This is a genomic window from Ferrovibrio sp., assembly GCF_965278975.1.
In the GTDB taxonomy this organism is placed as follows: Bacteria; Pseudomonadota; Alphaproteobacteria; order Ferrovibrionales; family Ferrovibrionaceae; genus Ferrovibrio.
The window spans coordinates 1,677,954-1,701,325 of the sequence record NZ_OZ257126.1 but is presented as its reverse complement, the minus strand read 5'-3'; the positions used below and the strand labels follow the sequence as shown (position 1 = coordinate 1,701,325).

General features: G+C 64.3%; 21 protein-coding genes. 9 read left to right on the top strand and 12 right to left on the bottom strand.

All coding sequences use genetic code 11. The features are described from left to right. Positions 1-4: 4 nt before the first annotated feature. Complete coding sequence (locus tag ACQY7X_RS08285; protein WP_428249438.1) at positions 5-784, top strand: SDR family NAD(P)-dependent oxidoreductase; 780 nt, start codon at positions 5-7, stop codon at positions 782-784. 27 nt (positions 785-811) lie between these two features. After that, the gene (locus ACQY7X_RS08280) at positions 812-1,345 is read left to right on the top strand and encodes a 2,4'-dihydroxyacetophenone dioxygenase family protein (protein WP_428249437.1); all 534 of its coding nucleotides are present in this window, start codon (positions 812-814) and stop codon (positions 1,343-1,345) included. Positions 1,346-1,470: 125 nt separating this feature from the next. On the opposite strand, the gene ACQY7X_RS08275 is transcribed toward ACQY7X_RS08280, so the two are convergent. The 3 genes from ACQY7X_RS08275 to ACQY7X_RS08265 are packed head-to-tail and all read right to left on the bottom strand — an operon-like array spanning position 1,471 to position 5,538. Further along, entirely contained in the window at positions 1,471-1,923 is a 453-nt protein-coding gene (locus ACQY7X_RS08275; protein ID WP_428249436.1) for an acyl-CoA thioesterase, read from the bottom strand. Further along, positions 1,910-3,412 (bottom strand): indolepyruvate oxidoreductase subunit beta family protein, encoded by a 1,503-nt coding sequence (locus ACQY7X_RS08270; RefSeq protein WP_428249434.1) that lies wholly within the window; start codon positions 3,410-3,412, stop codon positions 1,910-1,912. Before ACQY7X_RS08270 ends, ACQY7X_RS08275 begins: the two co-directional genes overlap by 14 nt. Continuing rightward, entirely contained in the window at positions 3,409-5,538 is a 2,130-nt protein-coding gene (locus tag ACQY7X_RS08265; protein WP_428249432.1) for a thiamine pyrophosphate-dependent enzyme, read from the bottom strand. Before ACQY7X_RS08265 ends, ACQY7X_RS08270 begins: the two co-directional genes overlap by 4 nt. 154 nt (positions 5,539-5,692) lie before the next feature. Here ACQY7X_RS08265 and ACQY7X_RS08260 point away from each other — a divergent pair, with 154 nt between their 5' ends. The 4 genes from ACQY7X_RS08260 to ACQY7X_RS08245 all read left to right on the top strand — a co-directional run bounded on the left by ACQY7X_RS08260 (position 5,693) and on the right by ACQY7X_RS08245 (position 9,123). Further along, positions 5,693-6,739, top strand: coding sequence for a TRAP transporter substrate-binding protein (locus ACQY7X_RS08260; protein WP_428249431.1), 1,047 nt, complete (start codon positions 5,693-5,695; stop codon positions 6,737-6,739). Positions 6,740-6,817: 78 nt separating this feature from the next. Continuing rightward, positions 6,818-7,315: a TRAP transporter small permease gene (locus ACQY7X_RS08255; RefSeq protein WP_428249430.1), complete on the top strand. Its 498-nt coding sequence runs from the start codon at positions 6,818-6,820 to the stop codon at positions 7,313-7,315. Then, a complete protein-coding gene (locus ACQY7X_RS08250) occupies positions 7,308-8,612 on the top strand; it encodes a TRAP transporter large permease (RefSeq protein ID WP_428249429.1) in 1,305 nt (434 codons plus the stop codon). The genes ACQY7X_RS08255 and ACQY7X_RS08250 overlap by 8 nt, the downstream gene beginning before the upstream one ends. A 16-nt stretch (positions 8,613-8,628) precedes the next feature. Next, on the top strand, positions 8,629-9,123 hold the full coding sequence (locus tag ACQY7X_RS08245; RefSeq protein ID WP_428249427.1) for a MarR family winged helix-turn-helix transcriptional regulator: 495 nt from the start codon (positions 8,629-8,631) through the stop codon (positions 9,121-9,123). Here ACQY7X_RS08245 and ACQY7X_RS08240 read toward each other — a convergent pair. Next, the gene (locus ACQY7X_RS08240; protein ID WP_428249426.1) at positions 9,120-9,665 is read right to left on the bottom strand and encodes a sigma-70 family RNA polymerase sigma factor; all 546 of its coding nucleotides are present in this window, start codon (positions 9,663-9,665) and stop codon (positions 9,120-9,122) included. The genes ACQY7X_RS08245 and ACQY7X_RS08240 overlap by 4 nt on opposite strands. A gap of 153 nt (positions 9,666-9,818) precedes the next feature. Here ACQY7X_RS08240 and ACQY7X_RS08235 point away from each other — a divergent pair, with 153 nt between their 5' ends. From ACQY7X_RS08235 to ACQY7X_RS08225, 3 genes are read left to right on the top strand one after another with little or no spacing between them, the layout of a single operon-like run. Then, on the top strand, positions 9,819-10,403 hold the full coding sequence (locus ACQY7X_RS08235) for an invasion associated locus B family protein (protein ID WP_428249425.1): 585 nt from the start codon (positions 9,819-9,821) through the stop codon (positions 10,401-10,403). Continuing rightward, a complete protein-coding gene (gene rlmN, locus ACQY7X_RS08230; RefSeq protein ID WP_428249423.1) occupies positions 10,400-11,599 on the top strand; it encodes a 23S rRNA (adenine(2503)-C(2))-methyltransferase RlmN in 1,200 nt (399 codons plus the stop codon). Before ACQY7X_RS08235 ends, rlmN begins: the two co-directional genes overlap by 4 nt. Then, positions 11,599-12,036 carry a hypothetical protein gene (locus tag ACQY7X_RS08225; protein ID WP_428249421.1) on the top strand — a complete coding sequence of 146 codons (438 nt, stop codon included), beginning with the start codon at positions 11,599-11,601 and terminating at the stop codon, positions 12,034-12,036. The genes rlmN and ACQY7X_RS08225 overlap by 1 nt, the downstream gene beginning before the upstream one ends. Positions 12,037-12,040: 4 nt before the next feature. Here the strand turns inward: ACQY7X_RS08225 and ACQY7X_RS08220 are convergent, their stop codons facing one another. The 8 genes from ACQY7X_RS08220 to ACQY7X_RS08185 form a co-directional block, all read right to left on the bottom strand. Beyond that, entirely contained in the window at positions 12,041-13,150 is a 1,110-nt protein-coding gene (locus tag ACQY7X_RS08220) for an HD domain-containing phosphohydrolase (RefSeq protein ID WP_428249420.1), read from the bottom strand. Further along, positions 13,147-16,584, bottom strand: a complete 3,438-nt coding sequence (locus ACQY7X_RS08215; protein ID WP_428249418.1) for a response regulator — start codon at positions 16,582-16,584, stop codon at positions 13,147-13,149. The genes ACQY7X_RS08220 and ACQY7X_RS08215 overlap by 4 nt, the downstream gene beginning before the upstream one ends. Positions 16,585-16,735: 151 nt before the next feature. Beyond that, on the bottom strand, positions 16,736-17,347 hold the full coding sequence (locus tag ACQY7X_RS08210; RefSeq protein WP_428249417.1) for a pyridoxamine 5'-phosphate oxidase family protein: 612 nt from the start codon (positions 17,345-17,347) through the stop codon (positions 16,736-16,738). A gap of 46 nt (positions 17,348-17,393) precedes the next feature. After that, positions 17,394-19,514: a methyl-accepting chemotaxis protein gene (locus ACQY7X_RS08205; protein WP_428249416.1), complete on the bottom strand. Its 2,121-nt coding sequence runs from the start codon at positions 19,512-19,514 to the stop codon at positions 17,394-17,396. A gap of 32 nt (positions 19,515-19,546) precedes the next feature. Beyond that, positions 19,547-19,996, bottom strand: a complete 450-nt coding sequence (gene cynS, locus ACQY7X_RS08200) for a cyanase (RefSeq protein ID WP_428249414.1) — start codon at positions 19,994-19,996, stop codon at positions 19,547-19,549. 31 nt (positions 19,997-20,027) lie between these two features. Then, positions 20,028-20,909 carry an ABC transporter ATP-binding protein gene (locus ACQY7X_RS08195; RefSeq protein ID WP_428249413.1) on the bottom strand — a complete coding sequence of 294 codons (882 nt, stop codon included), beginning with the start codon at positions 20,907-20,909 and terminating at the stop codon, positions 20,028-20,030. A gap of 6 nt (positions 20,910-20,915) precedes the next feature. Next, on the bottom strand, positions 20,916-21,755 hold the full coding sequence (gene ntrB, locus ACQY7X_RS08190; RefSeq protein ID WP_428249412.1) for a nitrate ABC transporter permease: 840 nt from the start codon (positions 21,753-21,755) through the stop codon (positions 20,916-20,918). Between the two features lie 3 nt (positions 21,756-21,758). Beyond that, the gene (locus tag ACQY7X_RS08185) at positions 21,759-23,156 is read right to left on the bottom strand and encodes a CmpA/NrtA family ABC transporter substrate-binding protein (protein ID WP_428249411.1); all 1,398 of its coding nucleotides are present in this window, start codon (positions 23,154-23,156) and stop codon (positions 21,759-21,761) included. Positions 23,157-23,372 lie beyond the last annotated feature (216 nt).

Sequence of the window (23,372 nt, the reverse complement as noted above, 5' to 3'; positions counted from 1 at the left end):
CGCCATGCACCTGGAAGATAAAGGGCAGTTGGAAGGCAAGGTCTGCGTCGTTACCGGGGCCGCCGGCAGCATCGGGCTCGCCGCCGTGAAGCGGCTGCTGCGCGAAGGCGCCCGTGTGCTGCTGGTGGACCGCGAGGAAGCTACCCTGCGCGCGGCGGAAGCTCAGCTTGGCGCGCCCTCGAGCCACGCGGTGTCAATTGCCGCCGATGTCGCCGACGCGGCAGACACGCGGCGCTATCTTGAAGCGGCGCAGCGCCTCTGGGGTGGCATCGACGTGCTATTCCTCAATGCCGGCGTCAGCGGCGCCATCAGCCCGGTGACGGATTACCCGGAAGAGACCTGGGACCGTGTTATCGCGGTGAACCTGCGCGCGCCTTTCCTGGCCTGCAAATACGGCCTCCCTTTATTGCGCGATGGCGGCAGCATCGTGATGACCGGCAGTGTCGTCGGCGTCACCAGCGACCCAGGCATCGCGGCTTACGCCACCTCGAAGCATGGCCTGATCGGCTTGATGCGCACGGTGGCCAAGGAAGCGGCGCGGCGCCGCATCCGTGTCAACGTGCTGGCGCCCGGCCCGATCGACAATGGCTTCCAGCGCCAGATCGAGGGCCATCTCAGCAATGTGATCGGCACCGAGGCCGGCGCCTTCCTGGATGGCCTGATCCCGCTCGGCCGCCATGGCCTGGCGGAAGAAATCGCCGAAGCCGTGCTGTTCCTCGCCTCTCCCGCCAGCAGCTTCACCACCGGCAGCGTGCTGATGGCCGATGGCGGCATGCATATCTGACCCGCAACCCAGCCCACGGAGCGCCCCATGCCCGAAGCCGCCACCAGTGAATTCTGGCGTCACCTGAAGCCGATCAATCCGGTGTTCAAGCCGGATGCGTTGCCGGAAGCCTATATACAGAATGCGCCGACCGACGATGAGAAGCTGTATGTGCCGTTCACCGAAACGGTATCGTCGCGGCCCTTGTGGATCTCACCGGCACAGAACAAATGGTGCGACATCCTGATGGCCAAGGCGGCGGGGCTGGTGAACCGGCATTACCATCCGCATGAAGTGTTTGCCTACACGATCTCGGGCAAGTGGGGCTATCTCGAACATGACTGGACCGCTACCGCCGGCGATTTCGTCTACGAGACCCCGGGTGAGGGCCACACGCTCGTCGCCTATGAGCATGAACAGCCGATGAAGGTGTTCTTCATCGTAACGGGTCCGCTGATCTGGCTCGACGAGCAGGGCAATTCCGCCGGCCATTTCGATGTGCATGACTATATCGCCATGTGCCGCGCGCATTACGACAAGATCGGCCTCGGCGCCGACACCATCACCAAGCTTTTCCGGTAAGGCGCTCTCTTACAATTCGTCATGCCCCGCGAAGGCGGGGTATCCACGATTTGCTTCTTTAAAAAGAACTCGTGGATGGCCCGCCTGAAGCGGGCCATGACATTTTCTCACTGCTTATGGCGGTGCTACCCCGCGCAGCCCAGCCGCCGGATCATGTCCGCCGGAATCGGCAGGCCCTTGAGCTTGCCGGGCTGCGCAGGATCGGGCTGCGCCAGCACGCGCTTCTCGCGGCCTTCCACCAGCAGTGTACCGTCCTGGCGCTGAATGCGGTGGCCGACCTGGAAGGAGGAGCGGCCCCATTCGAGGATGCGGCTATGCACGGCAATGCTGTCCTGCACCGCCGCCGGGCCATGGAACTTGGCTTCCACCGAGACGATGGGAAAACCGATCGAGCCGATGCGGCGCAGTTCCTGCAACGTGTAACCGGCTTCCGCCAGCAGCCGCCAGGTGCCGGCATCGAACCAGGCGAAGTAATTCGGGTAGAAAACGATATCCGCCGGGTCGCAATCGCCCCATTGCACATCGAGCGGATGCACCGAAATCAGGGCCTCGCCGGCAATCGCTTCATTCTGCTGCATGGCGGGCCTCCTGTAGCGCCGTGAAAGCCGACAGCGTACGGCTCAAGGCCTCGCCTTCCGGATCGCGCAAAGCGGCAACGCGGGCTTGCAGCACGGCGTCGGCTGCCTGGGCTATGGCCAGCCTGCCTTCCAGGGCCGGCAGGATCAGATGCGCGCGGATGCGCTGGTAGTTTTCCAGGCCGCGCTTGTAGGTATCGCCATAGCCTTTGATCAGCCGCGCGCATTCAGCGATTTCGAGCGCCAGCGCGATATCCTGCGCCGCCGCGCGGCGGATCAGGCCGAGCCAATCCTCGATCTGCGCCTGCTCCTCGGTATAGCGGTGGCTGCGCCGCCGCCAGGGCTTCAGCGCCGCCAGCAGGCGGAAGCGCAGATAGCCGCCCAGCCGGTTGCTCGGCAGGGTCATCGCCCAATGCCAGCGCCAACCGCGCGTTTCAGCAAGACGCAGGATCGGCTGCGCCAGGGAAGGCGGCAGCAGGCCGGCCAGTTCCTCGATGCCGGGCTTGAGGAAATCCGCCACTTCGTAAGGCTGCCCGGCCTGAATGCGGGTTTCACGCTCGATGGCCTGGAACCGCTCCGGCTTCAGCTTCAACTGCGCGACGCGGACCACATCCTCCACGCTCATGCGCAAGGCCAGATGCCGCGCCACTTCGGCTGCCAGCCTGCCTTCCGCATCAATGCGGGCGACGGCTTCCAGGCGATCCAGATACAGCGTGGCATAAGCCGCATCCTGATAATCCAGCAGCCGCTTCACACCCGAAGCCGCATGGCTTTGCGCCGCTTCCGGCAGAGCATCGACACGCTGCGCCAGATCAAGCAACGGGATCGGTTCGGGTGCGATTTCAGCGCGTGCAGCAGCAGCGGCGATCTCGCCGCGTGCATGGGCTAGGCCGAAACGGAAGCCGGCCAGGTTACTCTCCACCGCCTTGCCTTCGGCACGGATGCCGGCCTCGAACAGATCGGCGGCCAGCGGCAGCGCGCCGCTGCCGGCCAGGGCACCGAGCAACACGGCATTGAGGATCGAGCCGGATTCTTTCGCTGCCGCATCCATATCGAACAGCACGGCGCGGCGGGCCGATTCCTTGGCGGCACGGAACAAGCGGCCTGTATCAAAACGCCCATCGCCCATGCCGCTCTTTTCCGCCACGGCGAAAATCCGGTGCGTGGAAGCGATCAGCAGCGTGCGATCCGGCGTGACATAGCCGTTCTGCATGGCGCGGCCGGCCTCGACAAACTCCGAGGCGATCATCACATCGACCTGACCCAGGCCGGGATTGAGGCACATCACCGGGCGCTGCTGCGTCACTTCCGGCCAGACCTCGATATAATAGGTGGTGGCACCGGTGCGCTGCGCCACGCCGGGAATCGAGGTCGCCTGCACCGGGAAACCGGCACGCCGCGCCGCGCCGGTGATCCAATCGGTGAGCACGCCGCCGCCTTCGCCGCCAAGGGCCGCCACCAGCAAGGTGATCGGGCGCTGCACGCCGCTCATGCCCACACACTCCTGAGCCAGCCGATCACGGATTGATGCAGGCGATGATTGAGCCGATCCCAGAGCGACGGGTTATGCACGATCTCGGTCTTGTAGAAGGACGGGCAGAGCACGGCGGCATGGGCCACCTCGCCGCAATGGCCGCAGCCGACGCAGCCCTGGTTGACATGGGCGATGGGATCGCTGCGCAGCGGATCGGGGTTGGGCTTGATGGTAAGCGACGGGCAGCCGGACAACCGGATGCAGGAATGGTCGCCGGTGCAGACCGCATCATCGATGCCGAAGCGGGTACGCAGCACGCGCTCGCCCGCCGCCAGAGCCTTGGCTTCCTCAACCTTCAAGCGGCGCTGGCGGGCAAGCTGACATTCACCATCGGCGATGATCACCTTGAGGCCCTGCTGCGCCGTGGACAAAGCCTCCTTCAAGGCCGCGGTCATGCCACCCAGGCCATAGGAGCGCAGCCGCTTCACCCATTGCACACCCAAAGCCTTCAGGGTGGTTTCGATATCGGCGCCGCTTTTGCCGTCTTCGTGGCGGCTCTGTTTTGAAGATGGCAGATACTGCACGCCGGTGGCCGAGGTATAGCCGTTCTGCAACACCACCAATACGCCATCGCCGCGATTGAACAGGGCCGAGGAAACCCCGGTGATCAGGCCGTTATGCCAGAAGCCGCCATCGCCCATGATGGCGATGGGACGGCGCTGCGACAACGGCCCGACTCCGGCAGCCGAAGCCAGGCTCATGCCATAGCCGAGAATGGAATGGCCGACCGAAAAGGGCGCGAAAGTGGCGAGCGCATGGCAGCCGATATCGGCGGCGACATGCACCGGGCCGGTTTCGCGCTCCACCAGCTTGATCGCGGTGAAAACCGGCCGTTCCGGGCAGCCGGTGCAGAAGGTCGGCGGCCGCAGCGGCAGGTCGGGACCGATCAGGCCCTGTGCCTTGGCACGCTGCGCCTGGGCGGCATCGAAGGCGGCAGCCGGTGCAGCCAGATCAAGATCGGGCCGCGCCTTGGGCAGCCAGGCCAGCAGGCCGCGCGTCAATACCTCGATCGTGTATTCACCCGCCATCGGCAGCACATCCTTGCCGGCCAGGCGCAGGTTGCGGTCGGCGCGGCGCAGGATGGTGCCGATGGCCTGTTCGAGATATTCCGGCCCGCCTTCCTCCACCACCAGCACATGGCTTTTGCCGGCGCAGAAATCCAGCACCTGCTGCGGCGCCAGCGGATGCGTCACGTTCAGCACCAGCATCGGCACGCGGCATTGCCCGAAGGCATCGGCCAGCCCGAGCGTCTGCAACGAGCGGCTCAGCGCATTATAGATGCCGCCCTGCACGATGATGCCGATGTCATCCAGATCGCCCGGCATCAACTCGTTCAGGCCCTGCTCCAGAATGAAACGCTGGGCGGCGGGCAGGCGCTGCTCGAATTTCAGCTTTTCCTGTTTGAAGGTGGCGGGCGGATGCGCCAGGTGATCGTAGTTGAACGCTGCCGGCCCCACCTTGGCGCGGCGCGAAACATCGGCGGCACGGTTCTGCGCCGCCGTGAAACTGCCGGTGACATGGCAGGCGCGGATGCGTAATTCCAGCATCACCGGCGTGTTGGAGGCTTCCGACAATTCGAAGCCTTTCTCGACGCAGCGCACGATGGTGGCAAGCTCCGGACGCGGATCGAGCAGCCACATGGAGGATTTCAGCGCAAAGGCATGGCTGCGTTCCTGGATCACGCTGGCGCCTTCGCCATAATCCTCACCGATCACGATCATGGCGCCGCCGATCACGCCCGGCGAGGCCAGGTTGCTCAGAGCATCGGAGGCGACATTGGTGCCGACGATTGATTTCCAGGTGACGGCACCGCGTGCCGGATAGTTGATCGAGGCGCCGAGCATGGCCGCCGCCGAAGCCTCGTTGGTGCAGGTTTCCAGATGGATGCCGAGATCATCCAGGATATCCTGCGCCTGCACCAGCACATCGATCAGATGCGAGACCGGCGCGCCCTGGTAGCCGCCGACATAAGCGACGCCGGATTGCAGCAGGGCCTTGGTCACCGCCAGGATGCCCTCGCCCTCGAACAGTTCGCCCTGCCCCAGCCGTAAAGCCTGAATTTCCTTGCTGAATGACCGTTCCATCGGCGCTTTTCTCCCCTGAGCGGAAAGGTCGCATGGTGCAGCGCCCAGGTCAAGAAACAGTTTGATATCAAACTATTATTCACGCTAAGCTCGGCGCCATCACAACGACGGTGACGCCATCGCGCCTCACCGCATAGCGGAGGAAACCAGCATCATGCTCACCAAGAGCCGTATTCTGTCTGTGGGTATTACCCTGTCTGCCACCCTGCTCACCCTGGCCCTGGCGGCACCTGCCGCCGAAGCACAAGACAAGCCGGTGACCCTGCGGCTCGGCCATTGGCTGCCGGCAGCGCATAACCTGCATGGCGGCTTCACCGCCTGGGGCGCGGCAGTGGAAAAGGCGTCAGGCGGCAGCATCAAGACGCAGATCTTCCCGGCACAGCAGCTTGGCGCCGCCAAGGATCATTACGACATGGCGCGCGATGGCGTTGCCGACCTCACCTATGTCAATCCCGGCTACCAGCCGGGCCGCTTCCCGGTGATCGCCGGCAGCGAACTGCCCTTCCTGCTCGCCAATGCCAAGCAGGGCTCGGCGGCTTTGGATTCCTGGTACCGCAAATATGCCGCCAAGGAGATGGCCGATACCAAGGTCTGCCTGACCTGGGCGCATGACGCCGCCACTTTCCATGGCAAGGTGCGCATCACCAAGCCGGACGACCTCAAGGGCAAGAAGATCCGCCCGGGCAATGCCACCATGGCCCGCCTGGTGAGCATGGCCGGCGGCGTCAATGTGCAGGTGGCGGCACCGGAGGCCCGTGAATCACTGGAGCGTGGCACGGCGGATGCCATCACCTTCCCGTGGGACAGCCTGTTCGTGTTCGGCATCGACAAGGTGGCCAAGCTGCATATGGATGCGCCGCTCTATGTCAGCAATTTCGTGCTGGTGATGAACAAGGGCACCTACGACAAGATGTCGGCCAACCAGAAGAAGGCCATCGACGCCAATTGCAACACCGATGCCGCGCTGGCGCTGGCCGGCCCCTGGGCCGATCAGGAATCGGCGGGCCGCGAGAAGCTGCGCTCGATGTCGGATCATGAATTCGTCAAGCCGAGCGAGGCCGACATGGTGGCCTGGCGCAAGATCGGCGATGAATTGACCAAGGTCTGGTATGAAGATGTGAAGAAGGTCGGTGTCAACGGCGAGGAAGCCCTCGCCGAACTCAAGGCCGAACTGAAGAAGCGCAACGCCGCCGCTTTCTAAAGCCGCATTGCGATGATTGCTTAAGCCGCCGGCCATGATAACGCATCGTGGCCGGCGGTGGCGTTCCTGCGGGGGATCATGAACCGTTTTATCGACCGGGTGGAGCTGGTGGCCGGCCTGCTGCTGCTGGCAGTGGCGTTGCTCACCTTCACCACCGTGATGCTGCGCTGGCTGTTCAGCTACGGCCTGCCGGATTCCTTCGATGCCTCGCGCCTGCTGCTCGGCACCGCGATGTTCTGGGGCATTGCGCTGGCCGGTTTCCATAACCGCCATATCCAGGTGGATGGCCTGTGGGAAATGGCGCCAAGATGGGGCAAGCGCGCCATCGATATCTTCGCCACTGCCATCACGCTGGGCTTCATGCTGCTGTTCGCCTGGATGCTGAAGGACAAGGTGATCAGCGTCTATGCCAGCCATGAGCAGACTTTCGACCTGCGCCTGCCGGTCTGGCCGCTCTATGCCGTCGCCGCCCTGGGCGTGGTGCTGGCGGCTGTGCTGCTGCTGCTGCGCCTGACCCGGCTGGCTCTCGGCCGGCGCGTCGATACCCGTGCCGAAGACGAGGTGGCTGATGTTTGATCAGGATGTGATCGCCATTGGCGGCTTCGTCGTGCTGTTCGTGCTGATGGTGCTGCGCGTGCCGGTGGGCATCGCCATGGGCATTGTCGGCGTTGGCGGCTTCGGCATCCTCGCCGCTCTCAAGCCGGCGATGAACCTGCTGGCGCAATCGCCGATCCGGGTCGCCACCGATTACGACCTGGCGGTGATCCCGATGTTCATCCTGATGGGCTGCTTCGCTTCCCATGCCGGCATGAGCCGTGAATTGTTCCGCGCCGGCGAAGCCTGGCTCGGCCATCGCCGCGGCGGCCTGGCCATGGCCACCGTTACCGCCTGCGCCGGCTTCGCCGCCATCAACGGTTCCTCGGTGGCCACCGCCGCCACCATGACCAACGTGGCTCTGCCGGAAATGCGCCGCGCCGGCTACAATCCCGGCTTCTCCACCGGCGTGATCGCGGCTGGCGGCACGCTCGGCATCATGATCCCGCCCTCGGTGATCTTCGCGCTCTACGGCCTGCTCACCGAGCAGGATATCGGCAAGCTGTTCATCTCCGGCATTCTGCCCGGCCTTCTGGGTGTGCTGTGCTACATGGTGACGATCCAGCTGGTCGGCCTGTGGCGGCCCGGTTGGCTGCCGCGCGGCAAGAAAGCTGATTGGCGCGAGCGGCTCGACAGCCTGCGCGACATCTGGGCCACGGCTTTGCTGTTCATCGGCATTGTCGGCGGCATGTATGGCGGCATCTTCACCGCCACCGAGGCAGCGGGTTGCGGCGCCTGCGGCGCGCTGATCATCGGCGTGCTGCGCGGCCGGCTGCGCTGGCCGGAGATCAAGGCCAGCCTGATCGAGGCGGTGCGCACCGGCGGCTCGATCTTCACCATCGTGGTCGGCGCCTTCCTGTTCGGTTATTTCCTGGTCATCACCCAGACGCCGCAGAAGGTTTCCGGCTTTCTCACCGAATTGCCGGTCGGTCCCTATGGCGTGCTGACCCTGATCCTGGTGATGTATCTGGTGCTGGGCGCGCTGATGGATGAACTGGCGATCATTCTGGTGACGGTGCCGATCGTCTATCCCGTAATGATGCAGCTTGGCTTCGATCCGATCTGGTTCGGCGTCATCATCGTCATGGTCACAACCCTGGGCATGGTGATGCCGCCGGTCGGCATCAATGTGTTCGTGATCAACTCCATCGCCCGCGACGTTAGCCTCGGCACCATCTATAAAGGCGTCATGCCCTTCATCCTGATTGATCTGGTGCGGCTGGCGCTGATCGTGATCTTCCCGGCCATCGCGCTGTATCTGCCGAGCCACATGAACTGACCCGACCGTATTGACCATGGCCCGCCGCAAGCAATCCGTTGAGAAACCCGCCGCCCCGTCGCCGGCCCCCGATTTCGGGCCGCTGCCGGGCTATTACGGCTATCACCTGCGCATGGCGCAGCTGGCCGATTATGCCGATTTCGCCCGTGAAGTAGCGCCCGATGGCGTGTCGCCCGGCCGTTTCAGCCTGCTTACCCTGCTGGCGCATAATCCCGGCATCACCCAGAGCGCCCTGAGCCAGGCGGTGGGCCTGGATAAATCCACGCTGACCCCGGCCTTGGAGCAACTGGTGCGCAAGGGCGTGGTGCTGCGGCGCAAGGCGGCCAGCGACCGCCGCTCTTATGCCTTATCACTCAGCCCCAAGGGCCACGCCCTGCTCAGGCGGGTGACTGCCGGGGTTGAACGCCATGAGGCCAATATCATGGCATTGCTGTCGCCGAAGGAGCAGAAGCTGCTGCTCGGCCTGCTGAAACGCCTGACGCAAGGCATGAGAGCGCGCAGCGGAAGTTAATCGCTTTCCAGCCTGCCCTTGAGCCGGGCCAGCGCCAGGCGGATGCGCGATTTCACCGTGCCGAGCGGCAGATTTTCCGCCGCCGCGATGTCGCGGTGCGAGATATCCTGGAAGAAGGCCAGTTCCAGCAGCCGCTTCTGTTCGGCCGGAAGATCGGCCAAGGCGCTACGCAGCCTTTCCTCATCCTGCATCTGGTCCAATGCTGCATCCGGCGACGGCTCGGGATCGGGCTGCAGGGCCGGGTCATCGGGATCGAGTTCGGGGCGTTTCTCGCGCCGGATGCGATCGATGCGCTTGTTGCGCGCGATGGTGAAGATCCAGGTGGCGACGGAAGCCTGCGCCGGATCGAAGGTGACGGCGCGGTGCCACAGCGTGATCAGGCTTTCCTGCGCCAGTTCCTCGGCCACATCTTCGGCTGCGCCCTGGCGCAGCATGTAGCCCTTTACGCGCGGCGCGAAATGGCGGAACAGTTCGGCAAAGGCGGCGCGGTCCTGCGCTTCCGCCACGCGGCGTAGCAGCTCTGCCTGACTTTGCCGGTCCACCCAACTGCCTCCCGGACGCGCCTATCTCGCCTCCATGGTGCTTGAGCGCGGCAAACTATGCAAGACAAGCCAAAGACTTAGTGGGGTTCCCAAGCCGGTTGTGTGAAAAGGGGGTGGAAAAGCCGCCCCCGCGCCGCTATGTTCCCCCCCGTTATGATCTCTCCCATCGCCCCCCTCTTTGCGACGCTGCTGCTGCTGGCGCCGACTGCCGGCTTTTCCCAGGCACAGGCGCAAAAGACCGCGCCCAAGCCCGAGGCCGCCAAACCCGAGGCGAAGAAGCCGGAGACCAAGCGGATCGGCAGCTTCCAGGGCTGGCAGGCCTATCAGCTCGACGGCAAGGATGGCCGCACCTGCTACCTGCACGGCCTGCCGGAGAAAAAGGAGCCGGCCACCGCCAAGCGTGGCGAAATCTATCTGCTGGTGACGCACAAGACCGCCACCAAGGTGCGCAACGAGGTAAGCATCGTGTTCGGCTATGGCCTGAAGCCGCAAAGCCCGGCCCAGGCCAGCATCGGCAAGGACAATTTCGACATGTTCACCCATGGCGAGGCCGCCTGGGCGCCCAATGCCGATACCGACGCCAAGCTGGTGGATGCCCTGAAGAAGGGCAAGCAGCTGACCGTGAAAGGCACCTCGGCACGCGGCACCTCCACCACCGACACCTACAGCCTCAGCGGTTTCGGCGAGGCGCTGAAGGCCATCGACAAGGCCTGCGGCCTGAGTGGAGCGACATCATGAGCGCCGCCCTGGTTCCCGATATCGCTGCCCGGCCCGAACAGCCGGCGGCTGGCAACAGCGGCGCCATCGAACTGCTGGGCCTGACCCGGGCAGAGATCGCCGCCAAGCTGATCGAGGCCGGCGAGGCTGAGAAGGCCGCCAAGATGCGCGCCAATCAGCTCTGGCACTGGATCTACCATCGCGGTGCGCGCGATTTCAGCGTCATGACCACGCTGGCCAAGGATCTGCGCGAACGCCTGGCCAGCCATTTCCAGGTTGGCCGTCCAGGCGCCAGCCGCGACCTGCAAAGCACCGACGGCACCCGCAAATGGCTGTTGAAATTCGCCGATGGCGAAGAGGCCGAAGCAGTGCATATCCCGGAGGAAGACCGTGGCGCGCTCTGCGTCTCTTCCCAGGTTGGCTGCACGCTGACCTGCCGCTTCTGCCATACCGGCACCATGAAGCTGGTGCGCAATCTCAATCCCGCCGAAATCGTCGGCCAGGTGATGCTGGCGCGCGATGCCCTGGGCGAATGGCCCTCGCCGAAAGATGGCCGCATGCTGTCCAACATCGTGATGATGGGCATGGGCGAGCCTTTGTATAACTTCGACAATGTGTCGAAGGCGCTGAAGATCGTGATGGACAACGAGGGCATCTCGATCTCCAAGCGCCGCATCACGCTCAGCACCGCCGGCGTGGTGCCGATGATCGAGCGCTGCGGCGCCGAACTGGATGTCAACCTGGCGATTTCACTGCATGCGGTGCGCGATGATATCCGCGACGTGCTGGTGCCGCTGAACAAGAAATACCCGATCAAGGAACTGCTCGCCGCCTGCGCCAAATATCCGGGCTTGAGCAATGCGCGCCGCATCACCTTTGAATATGTGATGCTGAAAGGCGTGAACGACACCCCGGCGGATGCGCGCGAACTGGTGCGGCTGCTGCAAGGGATTCCGGCCAAGGTGAACCTGATCCCGTTCAACCCCTGGCCCGGCGCGCCCTATGAATGTTCCAGCAACAACATGATCAACCAGTTCAGCGAGATCGTGTTCAATGCCGGCTATTCCTCGCCGGTGCGCACGCCGCGCGGCCGCGACATCATGGCTGCCTGCGGCCAGCTCAAATCCGCCAGCGTGAAACGTTCCAAGGCCGATATCCTGCGCGAACAGGCCGCCAAGCAGGCGGCTCTGGAAGCAGCGGCAGAGGTACAGGCGTAATGCGCCGCCGCGCCGCCGCCCTGCTCGTGCTGTTGCTGCTCGCCGCCCTGCCGGTGGCGGCAAAGGACAAGGGGCCATCCGAATTCATCGGTACCGGGCCTGCCGCCTATGATCCCAATCCGCTGGCGGTAACCGGCTTTGCCGGACCGGACCAGTGGATCATCCCGCGTTATTTCGAGCGCCTGCGCGAGGATCAGATCCGCGCCAAGGCCAGCCGCAAGAGCATGGAACGCGCCCTGCCGGCGGGTGTTGCCAAGCAGCCGGTAAAGGGCGATATCCTGCCGCCGAATTTCGAGCGCCGGCCTTTACCGAGCGCGCTGCGCCGCGACCTGCCGAAGCTTCCCAATGGACTTGAACGCGTGGTGATCGCCCATGACGTGGCGCTGGTGCGCAGCGACGGCCTGGTGGTGGATGTCATCTCCGGCGTGGTGCGCTAGACCCTTAATCGGCGAATTGCTGCGCGATGACGCGGAAATCCTGCTCGATGGCCATGAACACCGCGACGATTCGCGGATCGAAATGGCTGCCGCTGCCTTCGCTGATCAGCCGCACGGCTTCTTCATGCGGAAAAGCCGGCTTGTAGATGCGCTTGCTGATCAGCGCGTCGTAAACATCGGCCAGCGCCATTAGGCGTCCCGATAGCGGAATCGCCTCGCCGGCCAGGCCGCGCGGATAGCCGCTGCCGTTCCATTTCTCATGATGCGTCGCCGCGATATCGCAGGCATGCTGCAAGAAGGCGCGGTCGCCTTCCTCCAGGTCCTGCAACGCCGTCTCGATGGCATCGCAGCCCAGTTGCGCATGGCGCTTCATCACTTCGAATTCATCCGCCGTCAGCCTATCCGGCTTGAGCAGGATGGCATCGGGGATGCCGACCTTGCCGATGTCATGCAGCGGCGCCGACTTGTAGAGCAGGCGGACGGTCTCATCATCGAGCTGAGCGGCGAAATCCGGGTGCTGCTTCAGCTCCTCAGCCAGGCGGCGGACATAGTTCTGCGTGCGGCGGATATGGTTACCGGTCTCGTTGTCGCGGGTTTCCGCCAGCGAAGCCAGCGCCATGATCACCGCATCCTGGATCGCGCGCAGGCTGCGGGTGCGGCGGCGCACCTCGGCTTCGAGATAGACCGTCTTGTCTTTCAGGAAATCCGCCGCATCCTTGAGCCGCAGGTGGTTGCGCACGCGCGAGAGCACGATCGGCGGGCTGATCGGCTTGGTAATATAATCGACCGCGCCGAGATCGAGGCCATAACGCTCGTCCTCCACATCCGACTTGGCGGTGAGGAATACCACCGGGATGTCGCGCGTTGCCGGATCGGCCTTGAGCCGGCGGCAGACTTCGTAGCCATCCATCTCCGGCATCATCACATCAAGCAGGATCAGGTCCGGCGCCGGCGTACTGTTGGCGATGCGCAGGGCAACGCTGCCGCCATTCGCCACCTTGACGCGGTAGCGGTCCTTCAGCAGGCCGTGCAGCAGGGTAAGGTTATCCGGCGTATCATCCACCGCCAGGATGGTCGGGCGCGTCTCGGCGCCGTCTTCGGGCAGTACTGTCATGACACTTTCCGCTCAGCCTGCCTTGCTTCCTGGAGCAATTGCCGCGCCGTCGGCAGATCATAGGCCCCGAGCGCGGCACTCATTGCATTGCCCAGGCCCGGGCCAAAACGCAACGCCAGCCCGGCGGCAATGCCATCGTAATAATCCCGCGCCGCTGGATCATCTTCGGCCAGCAGGGTTTCAAGCTGCTGCACGGCGGCATCGTCCACGATGCTGACCGCCAGCGCCACTTCCGGCTGCGGTATCAGCCGCGCCAGTACCGCGCCGATACCATCCAGCACATGGCCGAGCGCGGCTTCCAGATCGTCCAGTTCCTCGCTCAGCATCGCGCCGGGGCAGCCCTGCCTGATCGCCTGCTCCAGCCGCGCCGCCGCCGCGACCACCGCCTCGGCACCGATATTGCCGGCAAGGCCGCGTGCGGTATGGGCTTCGCGCTCGGCAGCCGCACAATCATCCACCGCCAGGGCGCTGCGCAGCCGCGACATCAGCTGCGCCTGGCCGCTGGCATATTTGCCCAGCATGGCAAGATAGCGTTCCGGCTGATTCAGCACGCGGCGCAGGCCGCCGGGCACATCCAGCAAGGTGGCGAGGCCGGCAAAGGCCGGCGGCACCACGATGACCTGCTTGGGAACCGCCGGCTGCGGCGGCGCGCCGAGCCAGCGCACCAGCATGTCGTAGAGCAGATCCGGATTGATCGGCTTGGCGAGATGATCGTTCATGCCGGCGGCCAGGCAGATGGCGCGATCCTGCGCCATGGCATTGGCGGTCATGGCGATCACCGGCAGGGTCGCCAGTTCCGCCTGCGCGCGGATGGCGCGGGTGGCGGCGATGCCATCCATCACCGGCATCTGCATGTCCATCAGCACCAGATCGAAGCGCTCAAGCTCCAGCATGTCCAGCGCCTGGCGGCCATCATGCGCCATCCCGACCACCACGCCGGCGGCATGCAGTAGATCACGCGCCACATCGCGGTTGAGTTCGTTATCCTCCACCAGCAGCACGCGGCGGCCGCGCAGGCTGGCCCATTGCTCGCCATTGCCTTCCAGGCCCTCGCTGGTCAGCAATTGCGGTCCGGCACCGGAAATCAGCCGCACCGCGCAATCGAACAGCATCGAGCCGTTCACCGGCTTGACCAGGATATCATCCAGCCCCGCCGCCTCGGCCTGGCGCAATACATCCTCGCGGCCATAGGCGGTGACCAGCACATGCGCGGCGCCGGCACGCGCCTTCTGACGCAGCAGGGCCACGGTCTGCAGGCCATCGAGATCGGGCATACGCCAATCAACGAAGGCGATATCGTAGGTTTCGGTTTCGGCAATCCGCAATGCCTCGGCGCCGCTGGTTGCCACCAGCACGCGGAAGCGCATCGCTTCCAGCATGTCGGCGATGGTGGCGCGGGCGCTGGCATTGTCATCCACCAGCAAGGCGGTGCGGCCGGCCAGGGCCGGCTCCATGGCACGGCGGCTCGGCGCGGTATGGCCCTTGCCGAGCCAGGCGGTGAACCAGAACTCGCTGCCCTTGCCGAGCACGCTGCTGACACCAGCCTCGCCCCCCATCATCTCGGACAGGCGGCGCGAGATCGCCAGGCCAAGGCCGGTGCCGCCATAGCGACGCGTGGTGGAGGTATCGGCCTGCTGGAAGGACTGGAACAGGCGCGACAGCTTCTCCGGCTCGATGCCGATGCCGGTATCACGCACAGTGAAGCGCAGCATCAGGCCATCGGCGGTTTCCTGCTCCTGGCGCACCTGCACCACCACTTCGCCGTTCTCGGTGAACTTGAGCGCATTGTTGGTATAGTTGATCAGCACCTGGCCCAGCCGCAGCGGATCGCCGATCAGGTTGGTGCGCAGATCGGGCGGCAGATCGAAGATCAGTTCCAGGCCCTTGGCATTGGCGCGCTCGGCCACCACATCGGAAACCCCGACCAGCACGCTTTCGAGATCGAACTCGACACGCTCCAGGCTCAGCTGATCGGCTTCGATCTTGGAGAAATCCAGCACATCGTTGACCACGCCGAGCAGATGGCGGCCGGATTGCTGGATCTTGCGCACATAATCGCGCTGGCGCGGATTGAGCTCGGTCTTGAGCATCAGATGCGCCATGCCGATCACGGCGTTCAGCGGCGTGCGGATTTCATGGCTCATATTGGCCAGGAACATCGACTTGGCCTGATTGGCGGCTTCGGCGCCTTCGCGCGCCTTTTCCAGTTCCTGCTGGCTGCGGCGGCGCTCGGTGATATCGCGCACGATGCCGGTAAGCAGCATGTTGCCGTCGATATTGGCCTCGCTGACCGAAAGCTCCACCGGCACCAGGCTGCCATCCTTGCGCTTGGCAAGGAATTCCTGCTGCCAGACGCTGAGCTGGCCGATTTCGCCCCGGCTGCGGCGCCCCAGATCCTGGCCCAGTTCGCTGCCACGCAGGCCCGGCACCAGATCCTCTATGTCCCGCACCACCGCTTCGGCGAGAGAGTAGCCGAAGATGCGTTCAGCGCCACGGCTCCAATGCAGCAGGCGGCCCTGGGCATTGGCCGTGATGATGCCGTCATTGGCACTGTCGAAAATCGCTTGCAGGCGGGCACGGTCGGCGCGCAGTTCGCGCTCAAGTTCGCTGCGCAATTCCACTTCGGCGGCCAGGCGCGTGGCGGTCTCGAACTGGCGACCGGCGAAACCGGCGGCCAGCGCCAGGGCGGCGATGCCCAGGGTGAAGATGGCGATCAGCACCGCCACCATGGTTGGATCCATTGCCGGCACGGCCTGCGCCGGCGTGGCGATGGGATAGAAGCGCGCCGCCGCCATGGCGGTGTAATGCATGCCCGGCACGGCACAGCCCATGATCACGGCGGCCAGCGGCATCGAGTAATCGGACAGCCTGGGATGCAGCTGCAGCAGGAAGCGGATGCCGAGCGCGACAAAGGCCAGCAGCACCGCCACCGCCACCGAGATCAGCACCATGATGATATCGTAGCGCAGCAGCGCATCCATGCGCATCGCCGCCATGCCGGCATAATGCATCGCGCCGATGCCGGCGCCCATCAGCACCGCACCCAGCGCCAGCCTTGCCCAGCTGAAGCCGCGCGGATCGGCAATCACCACCAGCGCCACACTGCTGGCCAGCACGCCGGGAATCATGGAAAGGATGGTGATCGTGGTGTCGTAGGTGACGGCGCAGGGAATATCGAAGGCGAGCATACCGATGAAATGCATCGCCCAGATGCCGCCGCCCATGCTGACCCCGCCACCTGCGATCCAGGCCAGGCGCGCGCCGGCATTGCGCGCTGCCGCTACGCGGCTGGACAGGGACAGCGCGACGAAAGCGGCGAGCACGGCAATGAAGACAGAGAGCGCGACAAGACCCGGTTCGTAGGAGCCCGGGAAGGGCATCGACTCGGCGCCAATATCGCGCGTCAGGCGGAAATAACCATCCAGTTGCAACATGATCGAGAAGGTTTTAGCGCCTGCCTTCGGCGCTATCAACGAGTTAATAGCGACTCGCAACGGAGGGTGTTTCACCGGAAAACACAGCTTCCACGCGTGGCTTTGATATGTGACGAAATCTGCCGGGTGAATTCCCGAAAAAAGCCTGTTTTCAGCCCCCGCGCAGCTTTGCCAGCTCTTTTTCCAGGTCTTCGATACGGGCTTCGTAGCGTGCCAGCACCGGGGCGATTTCATCCGCCGTCACGCGCTGCCGGATATGCTGCGGGCAATTGATGGCCCACAGATCAAGATGGAATAGAATCACGCGTTCGGGCCGCGCCTGGTAGCCCGGCGGCATCAGCTTCTGCAGCAGCACGGCATCGCCTTCCACCACCTCGGCCCGGCCCCACAGCTTGATGCGGCGCTGCAGGGCATAGTCGATCACGAACAGGAAGGCGCGCGGGTTTTCGCTCAGGTTTCCCACGCTGATATACTGCTTGTTGCCGCTGTAATCGGCGAAGCCCAGCGTCTTGGCATCCAGCACTTTCAGGAAGCCCGGCGGGCCGCCGCGATGCTGGATATAGGGCTGGCCATCGGCACTGGCGGTACCCATGAAGAAATGATCGCGCTCGCCCAGGAAAGCGGCCAGATCATCATTCGCCACATCGAACCAGCCGGCGCCGAGCCGGCCACGCGCCATGGCATTGCGGCTGCCGCGCTGCAACTGCGCCTGCTTCACGGCATCGCTATAGGCAAGATCGAGCGGATCAGTATCGGAAGTCATGCTGGCGATGATAGGACCCGCCGCACAGAAAGAAAGAGCGGCAGCCTCAGAGCTTGAAGAAGCGCACCAGGGCGGCAAGGTCGCCAGCCTGCTGCGCAAGAGCCTGGGCAGCAGCATTGGTTTCCTCCACCAGGGCGGCGTTGCGCTGGGTGGTGGCATCCATCTCGGCGGTAGCCATGCTCACCTGCTCCAGCCCTACCGCCTGTTCGCGGCTGGCGGCGGCGATGTCCGTCACCAGGCCACTCAGCATCTGGATCGCGCCGCCGACACCGGTGAGGGCCTGGCCGGCGCGCTGCGCCATGCCGGCGCCTTCGCGCACCTGGCTGCCTGAGGTTTCGATCAAGCCACGGATCTGCTTCGAGGCATTGGCGGAACGCTGCGCCAGGGCGCGCACTTCCTGCGCCACGACGGCGAAGCCTTTGCCTGCTTCGCCAGCGCGGGCCGCTTCCACGGCGGCATTGAGCGCCAGCAGGTTGGTCTGGAACGCGATCTCGTTCATCAGCCCGACGATATCGCCGATCTGCGCCGCCGAATCCTCCACCTTCTGCATTGCCTGGATCAATGCCTGGGCCAGTTCGCCGCCGGCCATCGCCTTGGCGCGGGCATCGGCGGCCAGCCTGTCCGCCTGTTCGGCATTGGCGGCATTCTGCTTCACCGTGGCGGCCATCTGCTGCATCGTCGCGGCGGTTTCCTCAAGCGTCGCCGCCTGGGTTTCACTGCGCGAGGCGAGATCAAGGCTGCCGCTGGAGATTTCCTCCGAGGCGCGCTGCACCTGTTCGGCGCTACCGCCCAGCCGCAGCGAGAAATCGCGCAGCAGGCCGGCCATGCGGTTGGTGCCCTGTTTCAGTTCGGCAAAGATGCCGCCATACTCGCCTTGCATGGTCTGGGTCAGGTCACCATGGCCCAACGCCTCGGTGACGCGCGCCAGTTCCTCGGCCATGCCTTGCAACATGGCGGTGAGGCGGTTCAATTCCTCGCTCAAATGCAGGAAGAAGCCTTCCTTGCCATCGGGCGCGACGCGGCTGGACAGATCACCGGTGACCACGCGGTGAACGAAATCCTCCACCTCGCCGGCTGCCACCTGCTCGCGCGCCTGGGCCTCGGCGCGGGCCTGGGCTGCGCTGTCGGCCTTGGCCTGGGCCGCCCGCGCTGCCTGCAACCGCGCCGGCGCGGCCTGGCGCCAGGTTTCATACTGCCCGCGCAGAGCCGCCAGCGCGCCGCCGCCACCGGCCAATGCCAGGCCGATGCGCATGGCGCGAGCAAACAGCGGCAGCAGGCGCTTCTCATCCGGTGCCAGTGTCACCGCGGCCTCGGCCTGCAGATCGGCGGCAACGCGGTCGCGCACGCGGTTGATCACGGCGATGCGCCTGGTCGCCTGCTCGAACCAGTGCGGTGCCGCCACGCCGCCGACATGCCCCTGGGCAAAACCGTCATAAACCTTGGTGCGCAGTTCCAGCAGATCGATCCAGGCCGCATCACACCGCGCTGCTTCGAGCAGGGCCGCCTGTTCCGGCGTCGCCCGCTCATTGAACAGCGCGAAATCCGCTTCCTGCATATAGGCCAGCGCCATGAAGCGCTGATACACCGGCAATTCAAATTTGCCGCTGGCAATGGCAGCGGAGCCCGTGGCGCGTTCCTGCGCCGATTTCTCCAAACCTTCCAGCAGCGCCACATAGGCATCCAGCATGCGCACCAGATCGCGGTGATCCAGCGCCAGGCCGATCTGCTGCAGTGTGGCGAATTCGACCCGCACCGCCTGGGTCCAGTTCTGGAAGGATTGCGGCGGGGTGAATTCCAGCCGATCGATAGCGGCGCGCGCGGTGCGGGCCTGATCCAAACCTTTGAGCGCCGCATCCGCCGCCGCCACCAGTTCACGCAGCAGCGCAAAGCCCCGGCAGGCATCCGTTGCCTGGCGCTTGGCCTCGATGCGCTGATCCAGCGCGGCGCGGGCGGCGCCCAGTTCAGTGCGGAATTGCTGCCCCTTGCTGCCGATGAACACCGCGCTGGAGCCGCGCTCGGTCTGCAGGCAATGCAGCACGTTTCCCACCGCGATCGCATAGGCGATGGCAGCCGCTGCTTCGGGCGCTTCCGCCGCCAGGCGCTGGCGCTGGGCCAGCCGCCGGGCGGCATAGGCGATGTAATCCAATACGTCTACGGCACTCGGCAATAACCACTCCGTCTGGGGACGTCGGCTGTTTTTTAGTAACGCTTGTAGTCGAGGAACTTGCCGGTCATGACGATCTTCACGCGGTCGCCCTTGGGATCGGGCAGGCGCTCCATCGTCATGTTGAAATCGATGGCGGACATGATGCCATCGCCGAATTCTTCATGGATCAGTTCCTTCCAGGTGGTGCCGTAAACCTGCACCAGCTCGTAGAAGCGATAGATCGTCGGATCGGTGGGTGGGCCCGGCGGCAGCGAACCGCGATAGGGAATCTCCACCAGCAACGCCTCTTCCAGCTTGGTGAGGCCGAACAGCTTGGCGGTCTTCTTGGCCTGTTCCGGCTTCAGCTTCATCTGGCCGAGCAGACCGCAGGTCAGGTAGATGGTCGATTCCTTGGGATCGATCTTCTTGGTGATGTCCTTCCAGGTCCAGCCCTTCAGGCGCTTGGTGTCGAGGATTTTCTCGGTGACGTCGCTGCGCTGCACTGTTTCTCTCCTGTTTTTTCAGCGAACAAACTCAATCGGCGGCATCGGTGAGCGGATCACTCACCGGCGGCTTGGAAGAAGCGCGCACCTGCGGCGGCTTGCGCGGATCGTAATCGGCCGGCGGCACGAAGCTCTTGGAGCGCCGCACCAGGAAATCCAGCAGGTGATTGCGGATGGCGTAGTATTCCGGCTGCTGGTGCAGGGTTTCGCGCTGGCGGTCCTTGGGCAGCGTGTTGACGAGGATCTCGGCGATCCTGGCGCCCGGCCCGTTGGTCATCAGCACGATACGGTCCGCCAGCAGGATGGCTTCATCCACGTCATGGGTGATCATGAACACCGTCAAGCCCGTGGCGGCGCGGATGCGCAGCACTTCGTCTTGTAGTGTTCCACGAGTCAATGCATCCAAAGCCGAGAACGGCTCATCCATCAGCAGCATCTTCGGCTCGATGGAAAGCGCACGCGCAATGCCGACGCGCTGCTTCATGCCGCCGGAAAGCTGCGACGGCTTTTTCGCTTCCGCACCCGCCAGGCCGACCATGGCGATGAACTTGCGCGCCTGCTCGCGGACCTTGTCCTTGCTCCATTTCGGCCAGCGCGAGGCGACGGCGAAGGCAACATTCTGCTCCACCGTCATCCACGGCATCAGCGCGTGGCTCTGAAACACCACGGCGCGGTCCAGGCTGGGGCCATCCACTTCCTTGTCTTCCAGCAGGATGGCGCCGTGCGAGGGCTTGTCGAGACCGGCCAGGATATTCAGCACCGTGGTCTTGCCGCAGCCGGAATGGCCGATGATGCAGACGAATTCGCCCTGCTCGATATTGAACCAGGCATTCTCGAACACCGTGGTGGTGCTGCCATCGGGCGCGGCAAAGCGGCGGGCGAGTTCCTGCACCTGAATGAAAGGCTGGGTCATGGTGCTTTACTCAGGATAGGTCACGGCGCGCACGGCAAGACCGAGCAGCTGGTCGAGCAGCATGCCGACCACGCCGATGAACAGGATGGCGTTTATGACGTTGGCGATGGACAGGTTGTTCCATTCGTTCCAGACGAAGTAGCCGATGCCGGTGCCGCCCACGAGCATTTCTGCGGCCACGATCACCAGCCAGGCAATTGAGATCGAGATGCGCATGCCGGTGAGGATGGTGGGGGCGGCGGCCGGCAGCAGCACGCGGAAGATGCGGCGCATGGTGCCGACTTCGAGCGTGCGCGCCACGTTCAGCCATTCCTTGCGCACATTCGCCACCGCAAACGCCGTGTTGGTCAGCATCGGCCAGACCGAGCAGATGAAGATGACGAAGATCGAGGAAATGCCACTGTCCTTGATGGTGTAGAGCGCCAGCGGCATCCAGGCCAATGGCGATACCGGACGCATCACCTGAATGAACGGATCAAGCGCCTGGCGGAACAACGGCGACAGGCCGATCAGGAAACCGAGCGGCACCGCGACGATCACCGCGAGGCCGAAGCCGAGCGCGACGCGGCCGATGGAATAGATCAGCTGGATGCCGATGCCCTGGTCGTTCGGCCCCTTCACATAGAACGGATCGGCGAGATGCTTGCCCAGAATCTTCGCCACATCCCAGGGCCCCGGCATGGCCGATTTGCCCTGGGTGGCGGTGAGGCCCATCAGCTTGGCGTATTCCGGGTCCATCGCCTGCGTGGTGCCGGTGCCCATGGTGCCGATCTGCCAGGCGGCAAGCAGGGCAATGAGCAGCGCGAGCGAAACCGCAGCAGCACGCAGGCGGAAGGACAGCTTCATTGATCAGGCCCGCTTGATCTTGAACGAATTGATGTATTCGGCGGGCTTGGACGGATCGAACGCCTTGCCCATCACCGAGAAGGTCTTGTACGGGCTGGACGGCGGCGTGAGGCCGACATCCTGCATCAGCTTCTGGGTGTCGGTGGCGAGGAACACCTGCTCGGCGACCTTCTGGTAATCCACATCGCCCTTGAGCTGGCCCCAGCGCTTCATCTGCGTGAGAATCCAGATGCCGAAGCTCTGCCACGGGAAGGGTGCGAAATCGATGCGGTCCGGCACCTTCTTCACATTGCCCAGGCCATCGGCGAAGGTGCCGGTGAGTACCTGCTCCACCACCGTCACCGGCTGGTTGAGATAGGCCGCCGGCGCGATGGCTTCGGCGATCTGCTTACGGTTCTCCGCCTTGGTGGCGTAAGCGGTGGCTTCGATGATGGCACGCAGCAGGGCGCGGTAGGTATTCGGCATCGTGGAAACGAATTCCTGGCTGGCGGCGAAGGCGCAGCAGGGATGGCCGTCCCAGATTTCCTTGGTCAGCAGGTGGATGAAGCCGACGCCGTCATAGACGGCGCGCTGGTTCACCGGATCCGGCGCCAGGAAGCCGTCGATATTGTCGGCGCGCAGGTTGGCGACCATTTCCGGCGGCGGCACCGAACGGATCTGCACATCGGTATCCGGGTCGATGCCATGTTCGGCCAGATAGTAGCGCAGCAGGTAATTGTGCATCGAATAGTCGAACGGCACGGCTAGCTTGAAGCCCTTCCACTGCTTCGGGTCGCGCTTGTCCTTGTGCTTGACGCTGAGCGTGATGGCCTGGCCGTTGATGTTTTCCACCGCCGGCATGGTGTAGGGGATCGGCGCCGAGCCGGTGCCGGTGGTGATCGCCAGCGGCATCGGCGACAGCATATGCGCGGCGTCATATTCCTTGTTCAGGGTCTTGTCGCGGATCACCGCCCAGCCGGCGGTCTTCACCACTTCCACATTCAGGCCATGCTTGGAATAGAAGCCCATCGGATGCGCCATGATGATCGGCGTGGCGCAGGTGATGGCGATGAAGCCGACCTTGAGGTCCTTCTTCTCCAGCGGCGCCTTGTCCTGCGCGAAGGCCTCGCGCGCGGTAGCCAGCGGGAAGAACTGCTCGATGGCGGAAAGCAGCGTGCCGGCGCCGACGGCATGCAGCACGCGGCGGCGGGTGGTGTCGTTCGGGATCAGGGCGCGGATTACCGCCTGGTCGACGGCGCTGGTCAGGCGCTTTTCTTCGTCGGCGGCGGTGGTGAGGCGAAGCTGGGTCTGGCGCTGCCATTCCGCCACATCGGCGTTATGCGCCGCCAGGGTGTTGTGCTTGCCGCACGGGCAGGCGTCGAGGCGGGTATTGGCGTCGAAGGGATCCTGGAACAGCGACATGCAGCGGTCTCCGTCTCTGATGGTGCCTAATTTTCGAGCAGAAATTCCCCCGCCCGAAACAAATGCATTCTTTCCACCAGAGAGGAGCAAGCATCATGCCACGTTTATGGCCCGGCTACAGATTCCCGGTAATCCAGGAATCGGAATACCGCCGAATCTGCTCGCTCTCGCTACGAGAATTCGTATAATACGAAAAAGCGTAATCATAATTACGAT

Coding starts and splice junctions, on each gene's coding strand:
- ACQY7X_RS08225 (WP_428249421.1), top strand. CDS start 11,599: ATGCGCCGCCGCGCCGCCGCCCTGCTCGTGCTGTTGCTGCTCGCCGCC.
- ACQY7X_RS08195 (WP_428249413.1), bottom strand. CDS start 20,909: ATGACCCAGCCTTTCATTCAGGTGCAGGAACTCGCCCGCCGCTTTGCC.
- ACQY7X_RS08270 (WP_428249434.1), bottom strand. CDS start 3,412: ATGAGCGGCGTGCAGCGCCCGATCACCTTGCTGGTGGCGGCCCTTGGC.
- ACQY7X_RS08255 (WP_428249430.1), top strand. CDS start 6,818: ATGAACCGTTTTATCGACCGGGTGGAGCTGGTGGCCGGCCTGCTGCTG.
- ACQY7X_RS08245 (WP_428249427.1), top strand. CDS start 8,629: ATGGCCCGCCGCAAGCAATCCGTTGAGAAACCCGCCGCCCCGTCGCCG.
- ACQY7X_RS08185 (WP_428249411.1), bottom strand. CDS start 23,156: ATGTCGCTGTTCCAGGATCCCTTCGACGCCAATACCCGCCTCGACGCC.
- ACQY7X_RS08265 (WP_428249432.1), bottom strand. CDS start 5,538: ATGGAACGGTCATTCAGCAAGGAAATTCAGGCTTTACGGCTGGGGCAG.
- ACQY7X_RS08260 (WP_428249431.1), top strand. CDS start 5,693: ATGCTCACCAAGAGCCGTATTCTGTCTGTGGGTATTACCCTGTCTGCC.
- ACQY7X_RS08215 (WP_428249418.1), bottom strand. CDS start 16,584: ATGTTGCAACTGGATGGTTATTTCCGCCTGACGCGCGATATTGGCGCC.
- ACQY7X_RS08235 (WP_428249425.1), top strand. CDS start 9,819: ATGATCTCTCCCATCGCCCCCCTCTTTGCGACGCTGCTGCTGCTGGCG.
- rlmN (WP_428249423.1), top strand. CDS start 10,400: ATGAGCGCCGCCCTGGTTCCCGATATCGCTGCCCGGCCCGAACAGCCG.
- ACQY7X_RS08220 (WP_428249420.1), bottom strand. CDS start 13,150: ATGACAGTACTGCCCGAAGACGGCGCCGAGACGCGCCCGACCATCCTG.
- ACQY7X_RS08275 (WP_428249436.1), bottom strand. CDS start 1,923: ATGCAGCAGAATGAAGCGATTGCCGGCGAGGCCCTGATTTCGGTGCAT.
- ACQY7X_RS08250 (WP_428249429.1), top strand. CDS start 7,308: ATGTTTGATCAGGATGTGATCGCCATTGGCGGCTTCGTCGTGCTGTTC.
- ntrB (WP_428249412.1), bottom strand. CDS start 21,755: ATGAAGCTGTCCTTCCGCCTGCGTGCTGCTGCGGTTTCGCTCGCGCTG.
- ACQY7X_RS08210 (WP_428249417.1), bottom strand. CDS start 17,347: ATGACTTCCGATACTGATCCGCTCGATCTTGCCTATAGCGATGCCGTG.
- ACQY7X_RS08285 (WP_428249438.1), top strand. CDS start 5: ATGCACCTGGAAGATAAAGGGCAGTTGGAAGGCAAGGTCTGCGTCGTT.
- ACQY7X_RS08280 (WP_428249437.1), top strand. CDS start 812: ATGCCCGAAGCCGCCACCAGTGAATTCTGGCGTCACCTGAAGCCGATC.